Source organism: Paenibacillus sp. B-A-8 (assembly GCF_048572915.1).
Taxonomy (GTDB): Bacteria; Bacillota; Bacilli; order Paenibacillales; family Paenibacillaceae; genus Paenibacillus_AQ.
Window position 1 is genome coordinate 2,093,350 of the sequence record NZ_CP183882.1, and the last position, 17,738, is coordinate 2,111,087.

At 43.1% G+C, this 17,738-nt stretch carries 13 protein-coding genes; 10 read left to right on the top strand and 3 right to left on the bottom strand.

The window, feature by feature from the left end; translation table 11 throughout:
• Positions 1–13: 13 nt before the first annotated feature.
• The 10 genes from ACN6MV_RS09040 to ACN6MV_RS09085 all read left to right on the top strand — a co-directional run bounded on the left by ACN6MV_RS09040 (position 14) and on the right by ACN6MV_RS09085 (position 13,898).
• Positions 14–2,320, top strand: coding sequence for a glycoside hydrolase family 3 N-terminal domain-containing protein (locus ACN6MV_RS09040; RefSeq protein WP_419886185.1), 2,307 nt, complete (start codon positions 14–16; stop codon positions 2,318–2,320).
• A 23-nt stretch (positions 2,321–2,343) separates the two neighbouring features.
• Entirely contained in the window at positions 2,344–3,666 is a 1,323-nt protein-coding gene (locus ACN6MV_RS09045; protein ID WP_419886186.1) for a glycoside hydrolase family 125 protein, read from the top strand.
• Positions 3,667–3,721: 55 nt separating this feature from the next.
• On the top strand, positions 3,722–4,249 hold the full coding sequence (locus ACN6MV_RS09050; protein ID WP_419886187.1) for a hypothetical protein: 528 nt from the start codon (positions 3,722–3,724) through the stop codon (positions 4,247–4,249).
• Between the two features lie 277 nt (positions 4,250–4,526).
• Complete coding sequence (locus tag ACN6MV_RS09055; RefSeq protein ID WP_419886188.1) at positions 4,527–7,343, top strand: glycoside hydrolase family 2 TIM barrel-domain containing protein; 2,817 nt, start codon at positions 4,527–4,529, stop codon at positions 7,341–7,343.
• Positions 7,344–7,555: 212 nt separating this feature from the next.
• Positions 7,556–8,389: a DUF4362 domain-containing protein gene (locus ACN6MV_RS09060; protein ID WP_042125803.1), complete on the top strand. Its 834-nt coding sequence runs from the start codon at positions 7,556–7,558 to the stop codon at positions 8,387–8,389.
• 290 nt (positions 8,390–8,679) lie between these two features.
• On the top strand, positions 8,680–9,393 hold the full coding sequence (locus ACN6MV_RS09065) for a response regulator transcription factor (protein WP_419886189.1): 714 nt from the start codon (positions 8,680–8,682) through the stop codon (positions 9,391–9,393).
• Positions 9,393–10,328 carry a sensor histidine kinase gene (locus ACN6MV_RS09070; protein ID WP_339290017.1) on the top strand — a complete coding sequence of 312 codons (936 nt, stop codon included), beginning with the start codon at positions 9,393–9,395 and terminating at the stop codon, positions 10,326–10,328. The genes ACN6MV_RS09065 and ACN6MV_RS09070 overlap by 1 nt, the downstream gene beginning before the upstream one ends.
• Positions 10,329–10,445: 117 nt before the next feature.
• A complete protein-coding gene (locus ACN6MV_RS09075) occupies positions 10,446–11,366 on the top strand; it encodes an ABC transporter ATP-binding protein (protein ID WP_076117507.1) in 921 nt (306 codons plus the stop codon).
• Positions 11,350–12,051 carry an ABC transporter permease gene (locus tag ACN6MV_RS09080; RefSeq protein ID WP_231574101.1) on the top strand — a complete coding sequence of 234 codons (702 nt, stop codon included), beginning with the start codon at positions 11,350–11,352 and terminating at the stop codon, positions 12,049–12,051. The genes ACN6MV_RS09075 and ACN6MV_RS09080 overlap by 17 nt, the downstream gene beginning before the upstream one ends.
• A 206-nt stretch (positions 12,052–12,257) precedes the next feature.
• Entirely contained in the window at positions 12,258–13,898 is a 1,641-nt protein-coding gene (locus ACN6MV_RS09085) for a PAS domain-containing sensor histidine kinase (RefSeq protein ID WP_375102401.1), read from the top strand.
• A gap of 58 nt (positions 13,899–13,956) precedes the next feature.
• Here ACN6MV_RS09085 and ACN6MV_RS09090 read toward each other — a convergent pair whose 3' ends face one another.
• The 3 genes from ACN6MV_RS09090 to ACN6MV_RS09100 all read right to left on the bottom strand — a co-directional run bounded on the left by ACN6MV_RS09090 (position 13,957) and on the right by ACN6MV_RS09100 (position 17,654).
• The gene (locus ACN6MV_RS09090; protein WP_375102402.1) at positions 13,957–14,808 is read right to left on the bottom strand and encodes a DegV family protein; all 852 of its coding nucleotides are present in this window, start codon (positions 14,806–14,808) and stop codon (positions 13,957–13,959) included.
• 155 nt (positions 14,809–14,963) lie between these two features.
• Complete coding sequence (locus ACN6MV_RS09095; RefSeq protein ID WP_419886190.1) at positions 14,964–15,827, bottom strand: AraC family transcriptional regulator; 864 nt, start codon at positions 15,825–15,827, stop codon at positions 14,964–14,966.
• 144 nt (positions 15,828–15,971) lie between these two features.
• On the bottom strand, positions 15,972–17,654 hold the full coding sequence (locus ACN6MV_RS09100) for a glycoside hydrolase family 13 protein (RefSeq protein WP_419886191.1): 1,683 nt from the start codon (positions 17,652–17,654) through the stop codon (positions 15,972–15,974).
• Positions 17,655–17,738: the final 84 nt, after the last annotated feature.

The following is a 17,738-nucleotide window of genomic DNA, read 5'->3' on the forward strand; positions in this document are numbered from 1 at the left end:
GGAATTGTAAGCTATGAGATATAAAGATTCATCCTTGCCGATTCATGAGCGTGCTATAGATTTATTGGCTCAAATGACGCTGGAGGAGAAGATCGGGCAGCTCCTCCAGCCCTTTGGCTGGAAGGCGTATGAGAAATCAGAAGGCAAGATTCAATTGACAGAAGTATTTAAGGAAGCAATTGCTAACGGTGGCGTGGGTTCTTTGTATGGTGTGCTGCGTGCAGATCCTTGGACAGAGGTAACATTGGAAACTGGGTTGTCACCTTTGGAAGGCGCAGAAGTAACGAATCTGATCCAGCAATATGCGATTGAGCATACACGTCTGGGTATTCCGATTCTGCTGGGCGAGGAATGCTCTCATGGTCACATGGCGATTGGCAACACCGTCTTTCCCGTACCGCTGGCTATCGGAAGTACATGGAATAGGGAATTATTCCGGCAGATCTGCCAAGCAGTGGCTGCGGAGACTCGCGCTCAAGGAGGGGCAGCAACCTACTCCCCAGTGTTAGATATTGTACGTGATCCGCGTTGGGGCCGAACAGAAGAATGCTTTGGAGAAGATCCATTTTTAAATAGTGAAATGGCAGTTGCTGCAGTGAGGGGCTTACAAGGTGATTCATTAAATACAGACCATACGATCCTGGCAACATTAAAGCATTTCGTCGCGTATGGCAGCTCGGATGGTGGTCGTAATGCTGACACCGTACGGATGGGAAAACGCGAGTTAATGGAGAAGGATTTGCTGCCATTCCAGAAGGCAATTGAAGCTGGGGCTAAATCTGTTATGACCGCTTACAATGAGATTGACGGCGCTCCGTGTACTTCGAGTAAAGAGTTATTAACAGAGGTGCTTCGTGAGCAATGGGGCTTTGATGGCTTCGTCATTACGGATTGTGGTGCGATCAGCCAGCTTAAACACGGTCACCAGATTTGTGAGACCGAAGAAGAGGCGGCGAGTCTTGCACTTAAAGCTGGTGTGGATATGGAGATGTCAGGTGAAACCTTTGGCAGATGTCTGATAAGCGCATTGCGGCAACAGCTGATTAACATCACCGATATTGATCTCGCAGTTGAACGGATTCTGCATGTGAAGTTCGAATTAGGATTGTTTGAACGTCCATTTGTTGATCCGGCTACAGCACAGCGGGTCGTTGGACAACAATCGCATTTAGATATGGCGCGACAAGCTGCGCGTGAAGGTATCATTCTTTTGAAGAATCATGCACAGGCTCTACCGCTTTCTCCGTCACTTGGTAAAATTGCCGTTATTGGACCGAACGCCAACAATATATACAATCAATTGGGTGACTATACCTCACCACAGGAGCGTCATCATATCGTTACCGTGTTGGACGGGGTACGTGCTAAATGTGCAGGACATAGCGAAGTGCTGTATGCCCCGGGCTGCCGCGTGAAAGATCCATCGAAAGCAGGCTTTAAGTTGGCAATGGAGGTGGCGTCAGCAGCGGATACCATTATTGCAGTTGTCGGGGGATCAAGTGCACGTGATTTCGGTGAAGGCACGATTGATTTGAAGACAGGGGCTGCCGTCATTACGGATCAATTTAGTCTTAGTGATATGGAATGTGGAGAAGGTTTCGATCGTGCAGAGCTGAACTTATGCGGTGTACAGCTTGAGCTGCTGCAGGAGCTGCACAGCTTGAACAAAAAACTGATTGTTGTTTATATCAACGGTCGGCCCATTGTCGAGCCTTGGGTAGATGAGCATGCGGATGCTATTTTGGAGGCTTGGTATCCGGGACAGATGGGAGGGCATGCAATTGCTGATATTTTATTCGGAGATTATAACCCATCCGGTCGGCTTACGTTGTCCATTCCGAAGCATCTAGGGCAATTGCCAGTTTACTATAATAAGAAGCGCTCCCGAGGTTACCGCTATCTTGAGGTGGACTTTCATCCACAATATGTATTCGGTTATGGCCTTAGCTATACAAGTTATCAATACGATCATATTCGCTTGGATCAACCGCAAATAGAGTTGGATGATTGTTGCACTGTATCCGTGGAGGTAACGAATATTGGCGATGTAGCCGGTCATGAGGTGGTTCAACTATATATAAAAGATTGCACCAGCATGATTACACGCCCGGAGCGAGAGCTAAAAGGATTTCAGAAGATTTATATTGAGCCTGGTGAGAAGCGCAGGGTTCAATTTCATATTACTCCGCAGGAACTGCAGTTTGTCGGCCCTGATTTGCAATGGATGGTTGAGCCCGGCAAATTTGAGATCATGATAGGATCAAATGTAAGCGCCACCATTTCAACAAGCTTGGAGGTTGTTCCTCGTAGCTTGAGTTAGTTATCACTGGAGGGTTGTCAATCATGAAAGAGCATCGTTTGCCTACTATTGAAATTAAGAAGTTTCCTCTGCCTCAGGCTGTTCAACAAGTAATGAAGGACACTAGTGAACGTCTGGCTGATCGTCCGAAGCTTCGTCAATTGTTCCAAAATTGTTTTCCGAATACATTAGAAACAACTACTAAGCTGCTGGATGACGGAACAACATTTGTGTTAACTGGAGATATTCCGGCGATGTGGCTGCGTGATTCCGTTGAGCAGGTAATTCACTATGTTCCTTTTGCTAAGGAAGATGCTGAGCTTAGGCGGATTCTAGAAGGCTTAATACGCCGTCATATGTTCTATATTCAGATCGATCCCTATGCGAATGCCTTTAACGAGTCTGCAAATGATTGGCACTGGAATGCAACGGATGTGACAGACAGTTCGCCTTGGGTATGGGAGCGTAAATTTGAGCTGGATTCCATGTGCTTCTCCTTCCGCTTGGCATATCTCTATTGGAAGGAAACCGGGCGTACCGGGATTTTTGATGAAGTATTTCGAACATCACTACTGAAGATGTTGAATGTATGGCAGATTGAACAGGAGCACAAGGAGCAGTCAACCTACCGCTTTCAACGTCACAACGGCATCATGATAGATACTTTACGTAAGAACGGTTTGGGGATGCCGGTAAATAATGTTGGACTGATCTGGTCAGGCTTCCGCCCAAGCGACGATGCGTGTGACTTTCACTTCAATATTCCATCGAATATGTTCGCTGCTGTAACGCTTCGACAATTGCAGGAAATTGCTCAATATGTATATAGAGATTCAAATCTCGTAGCCCGAATGTCGGCCATGGAAGAAGAAATCCGGTATGCCATTGAGCTTTATGGAATTATTGACCATTCCAAATACGGCAAAATGTACGCGTTCGAAACGGATGGGTTCGGTAACCATTTACTGATGGACGATGCAGGTACTCCTAGTTTGATGTCAGCGCCTTATCTAGGTTACTGTGCGCCAGACGATCCGGTATATTTGAATACCCGCAAATTTGCTTTGAGTGAGGATAATCCCTATTTTTTCAAAGGGGAGAAGCTGAGCGGCATTGGCAGTCCGCATACAAGCGCAGGATTCGTATGGCATCTTGCTTACACGATGCAGGGTTTAACGGCAGTTGATCCGCAAGAGATTCTTGAGATGATTGAAATCTGTGAATCGACTGATGCGGGTACTGGGTTTATGCATGAAGGCTTTGATGTTAATGATCCAACTAGCTTTACTCGTGAATGGTTCGCTTGGTCGAACAGCCAGTTCGCACAGCTTGTGTGGAAGGCATTAGAATCAGGCATATTGCCCTAAGGTATAGTTACCATGAGCGGGTTAGAACGCATACAACTGTAGAGGAGTGACAACTATGTTCGAAAATAGACCTATAAACCCCATTCGGTTCATTCAACAAATGAAACCAGATACAGTTAAGCCTTATGCAAAAGACGGAGTACAGCTAGGTTTTGAGGCAATATTGTCCCCTCTACTTCAACAAGCAGCGCTGAATACCACTAGTGTTATTCACGTTGCTATTGACGGTACGCACGATGCCCAATATCAGCATGTTCTAGCCAGGCTGATAGATGTATTGGAACAAAAAGGGCATAAGACGGTTTTTATCGGCACCGATAGCTTTATGAAGACAAGCGAAGAGCTTCGTACGTACTTTAAAGAGAATATTACAGAGAACCGTGCATTGGGTTATTTTTCGGATGCCAAGATTGCAGATTATTTTGTTCCAGAAGCACAAGCCAAGATAGACAACTTCAAAGACCGCATTCAATTACCAGTTCACCAAACAACCTTCATCATCACGTTCGGACCAGGGTCCTATTGGCTCGGGAAAGGCAACTACGATATCACCTACTTCCTGGATTCTGCTGAATTACAATGACGTAATAATCGAGGCTCTTCGCCTCATGGTCATGCATTATGAGCATCCGATCATTCTCTGGAATCGTTGTTAAATGAGACTATAAAATAACCAGTTACCGATCAATTTTCGGTGACTGGTTATTTTGTTAGGGGATAATTGTTATTATTGATTAACGATTTAGTAAATCTAAAATTAAGCTATGCTATGACCCTATTAATTCTTTACTTTGGGGGTGCCCAAATGATAGAATACTTAGATTATTTCATATACGGTTTAGAGATTATTATTACAAGGAGTGATTTTTTTGCTAACAAATATAAATCTTGCTGGTGAATGGAAGTTGCAATTGGATGGTAGAAAAGAAGGGTTAACTTTACCGTTTATTGATTCTATGGATTTACCTGGTACGACCTCATATGCTAGAAAAGGTCCTAAAAACGTAAGCGCTCTCGTAGAATCATTGACCGATGAATATTTATTTGAAGGATACGCTTGGTTTTCAAGAGAGATTGATATTCCTATGAAGCTAGTAGAGAAAAACTGTTTTCTTTATTTAGAGCGGACAAGAATGACGAGAGTGTGGATAAATGATGTGCAAATTGGATCAAGTCATAGTCTGAATGCTCCACATCTTTATGATCTGACAGGACATCTATCTTGTGGACCGCAGACCCTTACGATCTGTGTGAATAATACCGATTATCCGACGAAAGGTGGGCATATGACCTCTCCGGATACACAGACCAATTGGAACGGAATTACAGGGAGAATGGAGTTGCAGTTCTTTAGCGAATCTTATCTCAGTGGTATTCAAATTTACCCGAATATCTCGGCACGATCCATAGAAGTTATTGCCGATATGATGGGTGAGGTCAAAGGGAAATTATTCGTTTCCGCCTCAAGCCTGAACTCTGCCAATAAACATGATGCAGCTGAACAAGTATATGACATGCTCGATTCAAAGGTTTCTATTACGTATGATATGGGTCCAGCCGCAATGCTGTGGAGTGAGGCGGAACCGAATCTTTATCAATTAATGGTTGTATTACAGGGAGAATCAGGTGAGGTTCTTGACCGACAAGAGATCACTTTCGGACTCCGGGAATTTAAAGCGGAAGGGGATAAATTCACTATTAATGGGGAGAAAACCTTTCTCCGTGGCAAGCACGATGGACTTATCTTTCCGCTTACAGGTTTTGCTCCAACCGATTTGGAGGACTGGATCAGCGTTCTTAGCATTGCTAAATCATATGGTATTAATCATTATCGTTTTCATACTTGCTGTCCTCCAGAAGCAGCTTTTACAGCAGCAGATATGCTTGGCATATACATGGAGCCAGAGCTGCCGTTCTGGGGGACGATCACAGAGGCGTCAGATGAAGGGCATAATCCTGCAGAACAGGAATATTTAATCCAAGAAGGATATGCTATTCTAAAAGCGTTTGGGAATCATCCATCTTTTGTCATGATGTCGCTAGGCAATGAGCTATGGGGAAGCAGGTCTACGATAGATGCTATATTGAAGGCTTATAAGTCATTCGATAATAGAAGATTGTACACGCAAGGTTCGAATAATCATCAATTTATTCCGGAAATATTGGAGCATGATGATTTCTTCTGCGGAGTTCGGTTCTCAAAGGAGAGGCTGATTCGGGGTTCCTATGCCATGTGCGATGCACCGCTGGGGAATGTTCAGACCTTAGTACCAAATACACTTTGGGATTATGATGAAATGATTAGCCCTGCGAATCTGGAGGTTAGCAACATCGAATCCAATGAGGCTGGCGATACCATTCAAATTCAGTATGGAACAGAAGCAAAAGATGTGAAGGTTGATGATATAAAGGAAGAATGGATTCCTGAGATACCTGTTATCTCTCATGAGATTGGACAATATGCGACCTTCCCTAATTTTGATGAAATTCAGAAATATACAGGATCGTTGAAGGCAAAAAACTTCGAGATTTTTCGTGAGCGGTTAGAAGAGAAAGGTATGGGACATTTGGCAGCTAAATTCTTTGAATGCTCTGGCCAGCTGGCGGTTGCTTGCTATAAAGAGGAGCTCGAAGCAGCATTTCGTTCGAAGAAACTCGCTGGATTCCAACTTTTAGATCTTCAAGATTTCAGTGGACAAGGAACAGCGTTGGTAGGCATGTTAGATGCATTTATGGATTCAAAAGGATTAATCGAACCTGACGAATGGCGTACCTTCTGTAACGATGCTGTCCTTATGGCTAGGTTCTCAAGCTATAATTGTGTAGCTGAAGAACAATTTCATGCGCATGTTGAGCTGTCCTGGTTCCGCAATGATCCTCCTAAGCAGTTCGATTTAAAGTGGGAGCTGGCTTATGAGAGTGAAGTATGGTCAGACGGGTCAGTAACTGTGACTGTTTCAAGCAAGTCAAATTATTTGGATTTATGTGATCTGAACATCAGTTTGCCGCGCGTTAATAAGATGTGTAAGGTGAATTTGAATCTCAGCATCGTAGGGACGGATGTTCGTAAAACCTATCCACTTTGGATTTATCCGAAGCAAGTAGATGTGGATTTTTCAGATATTCATCATTTTGATTCGCTTACGAGTCAAGCGCTGTCCTTACTGGAGGCGGGTGAGAATGTATTATTGATGCCGAAACTGGAGCATTTATCTAATGCAATTGAAGGTTATTATTGTACTGATTTTTGGTGTTACCCCATGTTTCGCTCCATATCTGAAAGCATGAACCGCCCGGTGCCAGTTGGAACAATGGGATTAGTGATTGCTAAGGATCATCCGGTGTTCGCAAATTTCCCATCCGATGAATTCTCCACGTATCCTTGGTGGAACATCGTATCGAATGCTAAGTCGATTATTATGGATGGTGTGAGTAAAGACTGGAGTCCAATCGTTCAATCGATCGATAATTTTGAACGAAATCATAAATTAGGTTTACTCTTCGAATGTCGTGTTGGCAAGGGGAAGCTACTTATAAGTGCGATAGATGCTGAGAAGGTTTGTGAGGTGCCAGAAGGAAGACAGTTTCTTTCCAGTATCATCACTTACATGAAATCGAATGACTTTAATCCTCAGTATGTGTCTGATCCAGCTGAGCTGTTACAGCTCATTCGATAACCCATTTTGGAGACGATCTGCAGAAGTTAATTTGAGTCTTACACTGGAGCACAGCTGATTGGTTTTCCAATCGGCTTTTTTGCTATCTAGTTTGAATTTCTATCAATCACTCAATCTTCTGATACCCCCTTAAGGGATACCCAGCCCCCGTAATTATTGGTATACTTTAACAAATGAATCTACTTATGGAGTGTTTAAGGAGGTTATGGTCGATGAGATCGAGCGGAATTCTTCTTCTTTTTATAGCACTTGTAATAACCGGTTGCTTTAATCAGCTATCTAATGGAGAAGACAAGTTTACTACAACCATTAATGAACAAGAAGATGTGATAAACAGCCATGGAATGATTGTTAAGAATCTTGAGAAGCTGGATGACTTTATCCAAAATAAAACGGGTACACAGCGTGTGGTTCATTACACAATTGAAGGTGATCCGATCTTTAATGACTTGAAATATACTGACCAAGGGATTGAAATGCGGCATGATAATTCTGAAGATACGTTTGGTAGTCCCCAAGTAACCACATACACTTGTCAGAACCTTGTTAGAAACGAAACGGATAAACTTCTGTCGTATACCTTAACGGGCTGCGAGGGCGAACAAGCAAAGATCGAACTGCTCCAGATTTCTTTTGACGTAACGAAACAAGATAAGTTTGAGTTTGTTTTAAAGTATGGCGTGAACTTAAAGAATGAGATCAACACCATTGATATGAAGCTAGTGAAAGATCTCCAGAATGGGGAAGTTGCCAGTGTTAACGATTTTGTGCTTACTGAACAGGAACGTGGACAAATCTATAAAGAAATGGTTCTGGCGAATTATTTAGATGAAAAAGAAGTATCTACAGAGTGTAATCGAAAACCTGCTGTAAGTTACGATTTAACGGTTCAGATTAATAGTGGAGAGCGTCATTATCAGTGGACAGAATGCCAGAATACTGAGGATGATGGTCAAATGACTGAATTGGCTCAAGCGATCATTAAGATCGTACAGGCCGGAAGCATTTACAAACAACTGCCTGAAGTTAAGGGGCATTACGAATAATTACACTATATAAATTGAATTTTGAAACTTTGAAAAAGGGAACGGAGTGGCGGAGGGGAAGTTTGGAACTGCAGGAGCGATAGCGTTCGCCTGAAAGCTTTCCGTAGGAAAGCTCGCTTCGGAAGCATGGGCCGTCACCGGATTTCAACCGTGAAACACGGTATATAATCAAGAAATCTGGGGACAACAGCGACCGGAAGTCCAAACATTCACCGCAGTCACGTTTACCTTAAAGAAATACCTTAAGTTTTTAACTAATTTTTATTCTCAGATCATTGGAGGCAGCATTTATGCACCGAATATTGTTAATTGAAGATGACGAAGCAATTAGTGAAATGGTTAAGTCCTATTTAGTAAAAGAGGGCTATGAAGTGGAAACGGCGTTTGATGGTGAAGTAGCGGAAATGACATTCCGTACTAGTAATCCTTTTGATCTTGTATTATTAGATCTCATGCTGCCCAAGCGCAGCGGTACTGATATTCTCCAGACGATCCGTGCGACAAGTCTAGTTCCGGTGTTGATCATGTCAGCCAAGGACAGCGATGTGGATAAAGCACTTGGACTTGGCTTTGGAGCGGATGATTATATAACCAAGCCATTTTCGATGATCGAATTAGCTGCAAGAGTGAAGGCTGCGATACGAAGAGCGGGTTATGCTACACCCACCATCCAAGCGGAAGTTTTGATTCCGTTGAAGCAAAAGATTTCCATTGGTGACCTGACCGTGGACTTGGATAATTTCTCTGCACTAAAGAACGGGGAAGAAGTGAAGTTAACATCTAAGGAATTTCATATACTTAAGTTGTTTGTCACGCATCCGGGTAGAGTCTTCACCAAAGCGCAGATTTATGCAAGCGTGTGGGCAGATGATTATTTCGGGGATGAGAACGTTATTAATGTACATATGAGAAGATTACGCGAAAAAATAGAAGATGATCCCTCCCATCCAGAGTTCATCAAGACGTTATGGGGGATCGGGTATAAGCTGGGAGAGCAGCTATAATGAGCATGGCGCTTAGTGTGGTCATTGTACTCCTGCTCGTCGTCATTGGATGGCAATATCAGAATTCGCGCAAAGCTTCAAGTGATCTGAAATATATTCATGACAAGCTAAGCAGCATCATGGCTGAAGGTTCACATGAAAGACTGCTGTTATTCAGCAGTAATGTGGAGCTGCAAAGTGTGCTGATCGATCTAAACCGGCTGCTCGATGTTAACCATAAAGGAAGCATTGAGCGCGTGAAGCTGGAGAAGTCCATGCGTAATATGCTGTCGAATATTTCCCACGATCTTAAGACTCCGCTAACGGTAGTACTCGGTTATATTGAAACGATTCAGCAGGATGAGCATATGCCAGCCGAGGAACGGGAACGCATGATGGATACGATTCACCAAAAAGCGAATGAAGTGATCCGTCTGATGAATAAGTTCTTTGATTTGGCCAAGCTGGAATCGGGGGATCGAGAAATCAATCTTACACGTGTTGAAGCAGGCGAAGTATGCAGACGAAATATTCTTTCCTTCTATGATATCCTTAGCGCCAAGGGCAGTGAGGTGGAAATAGAGATCCCTGATGAGTTACTTTATTTCATGGGGAACGAAGAGGCGCTTGACCGGATCTTGTCCAATTTGTTATCGAATGCGATTGCTTATGGCGATGCCGGAGGTGTATTAGGCTTGAAACTCTATAGTGATAAGAACAAAGTATACATAGATGTTTGGGACCGGGGAAAAGGCATTAGCGAAGCACACCAGGATAAAGTATTCGAACGGCTATATACACTGGAGGATTCGAGAAATCGATCGTATCAAGGCAGCGGTCTGGGTCTGACCATCACCAAAAGATTAACGGAGCAGATGAATGGAACCATTACACTGGTTAGTCAACCGTTTGTGAGAACGGTATTTACCCTTTCTTTTCGTAGATTAAGCTTCTAAAGAATGAAATTGTGTACAGCTTAAGATTTTTGTAAGAATCGAGTAATAAAAAAGAAAATTCTGCTGTGTACAATAAGAACTAAGGAAGACGAGACGAAAACAAAGGGGAGCGCGGAAATGACTACGATACTTCGAACAAGAAATTTAACAAAAAACTATCAAGGCAAAGAAGCCGTTAGCAATGTAAACATGAATATTAAACAAGGTGAAATCTATGGCTTTCTTGGACCGAACGGTGCCGGCAAAACAACGGTCATGAAAATGATCACGAACCTCGTTAAACCTACGAGTGGCGAGATTGAATTTTTTAATGAAAAAATGACAAATCATTCTTATGAAATGCTCAAACGGATGGGCTGCATCATTGAATATCCAGTGTTCTATGATAAGCTGACAGCCAAAGAAAATCTGATCCTGCATGGAGAATACATGGGCTATTATGATCCGCAAGCGATTGGTGAAGCACTGGAGCTGGTAAAGCTTACGGGTATCGATAAAAAGCCGGTGAAGCAATTTTCGCTTGGGATGAAGCAGCGGCTTGGTATTGCCAGAGCCTTCATGACGAAACCTGAGCTACTCATTCTGGATGAGCCGATTAATGGATTAGACCCCGTGGGAATCAAAGAGATGCGTGAAGTGTTCCGGATGCTTAGTCGTGAATATGGGATGACGTTACTCGTATCTAGCCACATTTTGGGAGAAATCGAACAGATTGCTGATACTATCGGTGTGATCCGGGAAGGTGCACTGGTAGAAGAAGTGGCGATGGATTCCATTCGCGGTCAAAATACAGAATATATCGAAGTGGTTACGAATGAGATTAACAAAGCAGTGTACGTGTTGGAGCATAAGCTTGGCCTCAATAATTTCAAAGTGCTGGATCATATTACAGTAAGAATATATGACGGTGGAATTTCACAACGTGATCTGAATAAGGCGCTAGTGCTGGCAGATGTGGAAATTGAGAGCATCAGCAAGAAACAACATACACTGGAAGATTATTTTTTACAACTGATCGGGGGTGAGGGCGTTGCTTAAATTAATATCCTTGGAGATTCGGAAGAATAAGCTAAAAACGCTTCTTACAGGTGCATCAATCGTCAATCTTGCTATTCTTGCTTTTATGATTATGGTGTTATTCGTTGATCGAAATGAGAGTGAACCGTCGTTCGCTTCGTATGCAGATATGTTTGAGGGTGTGTTCGTTTTTGTGAAGGCTGCTTATATTATTTTCGCTTCGGTTATTATTAGCAAGCTGGTGATTGATGAGTACAAGAACAACACCATCACTCTTCTCTTCATGTATCCTATCTCACGCAAAAAGCTAATGACCGCGAAAATATTGATAGTGTTCGCCTTCACATTTGTTGCCATCATCGTGTCTGACATTGTGGTTGGCGCCATCCTAATAGGATTCAATTCTTTTGTAGGGCTTATTCCGGGTGAGTTAGACCTTTCAATGATCAGTTCAGAGTTGATCAAGTTAGGCGCAAACGCATTTTATGCAGCGGGTATCGCTCTAATTCCATTGTACTTTGGGATGAAGAAAAAATCAGTCCCTGCTACCATCGTGTCTGCTGTGTTGGTTACTTCCTTAATTTCTGGTGGATTTGATCAAGCTCGCTTAGGTAATTTAGCGGCGGTGTCGATCTCGCTTGGCTTGTTAGGAGCAGGTATTGCCTATATGGCGATTCGTAATATTGACCATAAAGATATAGCCTAAGACAGTTACAAAAATCCCTCTTAAGAATCTCAGTACGATGTGTAAGTCATCGTGGCTGGATTCTATAGGGGGATTTGGTGTTTATCTGCGACTGAATAAAGTAAATTTGCTATAATGGTCATAATAGAATAATTTAAAATTTGAGATAATTTCCGTTCATTTTAGGGTAATGATAATGGATGAGAGAGCCTGAGGTGAAATGAATTGTGGATAAAGACTGGACGTCCATTCTAAAACGATTGCTTTCCGAAGAGAGCGCTTATACATCGTTATACAACCATCATCCTAATGTGATATTTGTTTTGGATCGGCAAGGTCGCTGCGTAGGAACGAATCGTACGTTCTATCTGGAATCCAGTGCAGATGCATCGGTCCAAGATATAGGTCTGACAGCACTTAAGAGAATATACCTTGTTGATATAGCTGATTTTGAGGCTGCACTCCAAGGAAGTTCCTCTAGCTTTGAGTTACAAGATGTGAATGACCCCAAAGCGGATGCCGTGAGGGGGAACTTTATTCCTATAACGATAGATGAGGGAATTGTCGGGGTATTTGCGATTATTCAAGTGGATAACGGCAACTATCATCATTATTCGGAAGGGTTACATGACTGGCTAAATGGATTGGCGGATTCTTTTAAAGCTAAATTATTTGGTAAGGGTGAACTGGAGACAACCTTCAAACCAACTTTTACCGCTGTAGTCGAGGAGAAGCGAGCGAACCTTATTCTGAATTCCGTCTCAGCTGGGATATTCGTACTAGATAATATGGGGCGAACGCTCTTTATTAACCGTGAGGGAGCAGATATGCTGGGCTACCAGCCTATAGAATTGATTGGTATGAAGCTGATGGAATATATTCATCAAATCCAAGGTGATGGCTCACGTTATTCAACTCCTGACTGTCAGATCAGTCTTACAATTGCAGATGGTATTATCCGCAGAAAAGATGATGAGATCTTCTGGCGTAAGGATGGAACCAGCTTTTTTGTGAATTATCGGGTGTCTCCTCTTATGGATGGGGGGATGATTGCAGGTGCGGTTATTGCTTTTAGCGATATCACGAATGCGAAAGAAATCATTCGCGCTAAGGAATCTGCAGAGCAGGCGGCGCAAGCCAAATCTGATTTCTTAGCGATGATGAGTCATGAAATCCGGACACCGATGAATGGGATGATTGGCATGTCAGATCTTTTACTTGAAACGGATCTAGGAGAAGAACAGCGAGGGTATGTCGAGATTTTACGAAGCAGTAGTTACACGCTATTACAGATCTTGAATGACATTCTTGATTTCAGCAAGATGGAAGCGGGTAAAATGCCACTGCAAACCGAATCGTTTGAGCTCCGAGAGATGATGGCGGGCATCATTGATTTATTTACGCCTAAAGCGGAAGAGAAGAAACTGGCATTACGGTGGTGGGCGGATACGAGTGTTCCCACAACATTACTAGCCGATCCGATCCGTTTGCGGCAGATTATTGTCAATCTGGTAGGCAATGCTCTGAAATTCACAGAATATGGAAGCGTCACGCTATCGGTTAAGAACATTCCACTTTCGGATTCAAAAGAATATTTACTGGAATTCTCGGTACGCGATACAGGAGTAGGGATTGCCGATAATAAACTCAACTTATTGTTTCAATCCTTCTCTCAGCTGCACCCAACCATCAACCGTAAATATGGCGGTACAGGATTAGGACTCGCTATTTGTAAGCAGCTTGTTGAGTTGATGGGGGGGACAATCTTTGTAGAAAGCGAAGAGAATATAGGTTCAACGTTCCGGTTTATGCTACCCTTCATAAAAGAAGAGGCTGAGTTAAAACTAACTTCAAATCAAGAGGGGTAAACACAAATCTCCGGTCCATTGACTTACGAAGTAATGGCCGGAGATTTGTGTGTGATTATTAATCTTGAAGCATATACATAAGTCCTACAGTATGCGGGCCGCAATGGCTGCCAATTACACAGCCAGCATGGAGCGTAGCAATTTCGTTCACTTGAGTTTTTTCTCGTAGTGCTGTCTCCAGATAGCGAGCATCCTCTTCCGCCAAGGTATGGACAACGATGAGCAGCTCTTTATCCATTCGATCAACGTTAACCATGGCGTTCTGGAGCATTTGTTCCACGGCTTTTTCTTTTTTACCACGTATTTTACTAGTAGGTACGATGCTGCCGTCTACAAGTCTAAGAACAGGACGAATTTTGAGCAGGCTACCGATGAAATTCTGCATACCTGAACAGCGTCCACCCATATATAAGTAATCTAGCGTATCCACAACGAATTCAGTTTCTACAAGGCTGCGGCTGCGTTCCAGCATAGCTGAAATCTCAACAGCACTTAGACCTTTTTCAGCGGCTCTGACAGCTTTCATAACGAGAAGAGCAATGCCTCCACATAAAGTCTGTGAATCAATAACCTGTACACGCCCCTCAGGAAATTCCCCAGCAGCCAAAAGTGCATTCTGATATGTAGAGGATAGTGACGAGGAGAGGCTGATATATACAATATCATTTCCACTGCTAATTACGGGTTGAAATGCAGCAATGAAATCTGCAGGCGAAGGTGCTGCCGTTTTGGGCAATACACCACTAGCGGCTACACGGCGATACACTTCCTCGGGTGTAATATCTTCACCATCTTTGTAGGTTCCTTCTTCAAATACTACATAAAGCGGAACGATGCCGATGTTATAAGTATCCTTCCAGTTCTGAGGTAAATCGGAAGTGCTGTCTGAAAATATTTTTACATTAGACATGAATTTCTCCTTCACCGATAATCGGACGACAATCGTCATTATTGAATCACATAATCTATTTATTATACCAAGATTGAGCCGATTCTCAAAATGAAATCGTAGAAATTCTGAAAGAAAAAAAGACTATCCGCAATTCCGGATAGTCTAAGTAAGCATTAATTTTTTTTCATAACCGGTATCCAGATCTCACAGCGATAATCCTCTGCATCAGGTCTTCCCGGAAGGTATAACTCAAACTCAGGTCCACCTGTATGCTCGTAGCCTGTGGAAGGGAACCACTCTTGGAAAATACGTGCCCATACCTGCTGGATAGCATCCGGCATCGGCCCAACTGAGGTGAACACAGCCCAACTCGCAGCTGGTATCGTCGTAGAAGCAAATCCCTGAGCATCCGTCTCTGGAGAGGCTTCGACAGCAATCCAATAGGAGAAAGTTTCTTTTTCGTGATTAAAATCTTTACAAATACCAAGGATGTCCTTATCATCACCTATCTCAATCAGTTTATCCGACGTACCATTTGCGTTTGCTTCTATCCACAACTGGGGGATGCGGCGCAGATTCTCCCCATTTTTTGTTGTCATTTCCTCAACAAGTCCGATAACATTAAAGGCGTCTCTTGTCTCAATTCTGTAGTCCATTTCTTTATCTCCCTTCAGTGATAGATGGAAGGAGAGTCTTGGGAAAGCTTTGAGCTCTACCCCTGACTCCCGCGCAGCTGATGGTGTAATTCCATGTGCCTTGCGGAATGCTTTGGCAAACGATTCGGGAGAGTCATATCCGTATTTTAATGCTACATCTAGCACCCTAACTTTAGAAATAGCGAGTTCCTGTGCCGCCAGAGTTAATCTCCGTTTACGGATATAGTCTTTGACTGATACTCCGGTAAGCATGAAGAACATGCGCTGGAAGTGAAAGGGGGAGGAATAAGCTACCTTTGCTATATCTTCTGTATTAAAGGGTTCCTCCATCTTGCTCTCCATATAATCTAAAGCTTCTTTCATGCGGATAAGCCATTCCAAGTCTGCCATCTCCCTTTGAGTTCATACTATCATGCCACCATTTGCAAATCCTGTTATTCCTTGCTCTCTAATGACAGGTTGCTGGTGGAAGAATGATCTTAACAAAATCATCCTATATAGTATAACTCAGGAAGGTGAAGAGAGTCAGCTTTGTAATTTATACACTCTTGCTTCGTATGGACGTAGGATTTCTATTATTGATGATTCATCCGGGTAATTTCCAATGATTAAATCAGTAACGTTGCTCAGCTCAGCGGAGAGATCAACGGTTTGAGGAGCCTCGCTGAAGTTCAGCAGGATTAGCCATTGCTCATCATCTAAAGTTCTAGTGTAGGCATAGATATTTTCATGGTCAGGTAGGAGTAGCTTATACTCCCCATATACCATAATCGGATTCTCTTTGCGCAAAGCAATTAGCTTTTGGTAGTAGTAGAAGATTGAATCAGAATCCGCTAATGCTTGCTCTACGTTAATATCTTTGTAAATCGGATTCACTTTGAGCCATGGTTCTCCCTCTGAAAATCCAGCATTAGATGATGCATCCCATTGCATTGGAGTACGGGCGTTATCCCGGCCTTTGACATGGATAGCGTTCAGAATCGTATCATGATCTGCGCCACCCTCAGTTACTTTTTCACGGTACATATTCAGAATTTCGATGTCTTTATAATCTTCCAGCGTTGTGAATTTTACATTCGTCATCCCAATTTCTTCACCTTGGTAAATATAGGGAGTGCCTTTAAGTGTATGTAGTAAGGTAGCGAGCATTTTGGCAGAGATTACGCGGTACTTCCCGTCATCACCAAATCGTGAAACCATACGCGGTTGGTCATGATTGTTTAAGTACAGACTATTCCAACCCTTGTCAGCCAGACCGACCTGCCATTTATGAAGGATGTCGCGCAGTTTAGTTAATGTCCATGGGGCTACATCCCATTTGCCTCCTGGGCCGGAATCTACGTCCATATGCTCGAATTGGAATACCATTTGAAGCTCTTCACGATCTTCGTCTGTGTAAAGAACGGCATCCTCTACTGAAGCCCCTGGCGTTTCCCCGACGGTCATAATGTCATAGCCCGAAAGAACCTTTTGGTTCATTTCATGTAAAAACTCATGGACCCGCGGTCCATTCATAAAGTAATCGCCACCCCAAGCAAGTTCCTCTGGCGCCTCGCCCTCGATTTGAAAGGAAGGTAGCCCTTCCGCTTTAGAAATCAAATTAATTACGTCCATCCGTAATCCATCCACACCCTTGTCGAGCCAGAAGGTAATCATCTTGTACAATTCCTCGCGCAGCTTTGGATTGTCCCAGTTGAGATCCGGTTGCTTGCGTGAGAACAGATGTAGGTAGTATTCACCGGTAGTCTCATCTAGTTCCCAAGCCGGACCGCTGAAGATGGAACTCCAATTGTTTGGGCGTTCGCCATTGGGTCCACCTGGACGCCATATGTAGTAATCACGGTACGGATTATTTTTTGACGAACGGGACTCTACGAACCATTGATGTTCATCTGATGAGTGGTTGATTACTAGGTCCATCATTAGCTTAATGCCACGATCATGCAGTCCTGCCAGTAATTCCTCCCAGTCTTTTAGCGTGCCGAATTCATCCATAATATCTTCATAATTGCTGATGTCATAACCATTATCATCATTTGGCGATTTATATACCGGTGACAACCAAACTACATCGACGCCGAGCTTCTGCAAATAATCCAGACGTGAAATGATGCCTTGCAGATCACCAATACCATCTCCATTACTATCTTGAAAGCTGCGTGGATAGATTTGATAAACGACAGCTTCCTTCCAAAAGGTTCTTTTCATTAATAATCACTCCTTATATAAGTTATCCATTTAGGAAAAAAATAAAGAGACCCTAAAAAGCTATTGGCTTCAAGGGTCTCTTGT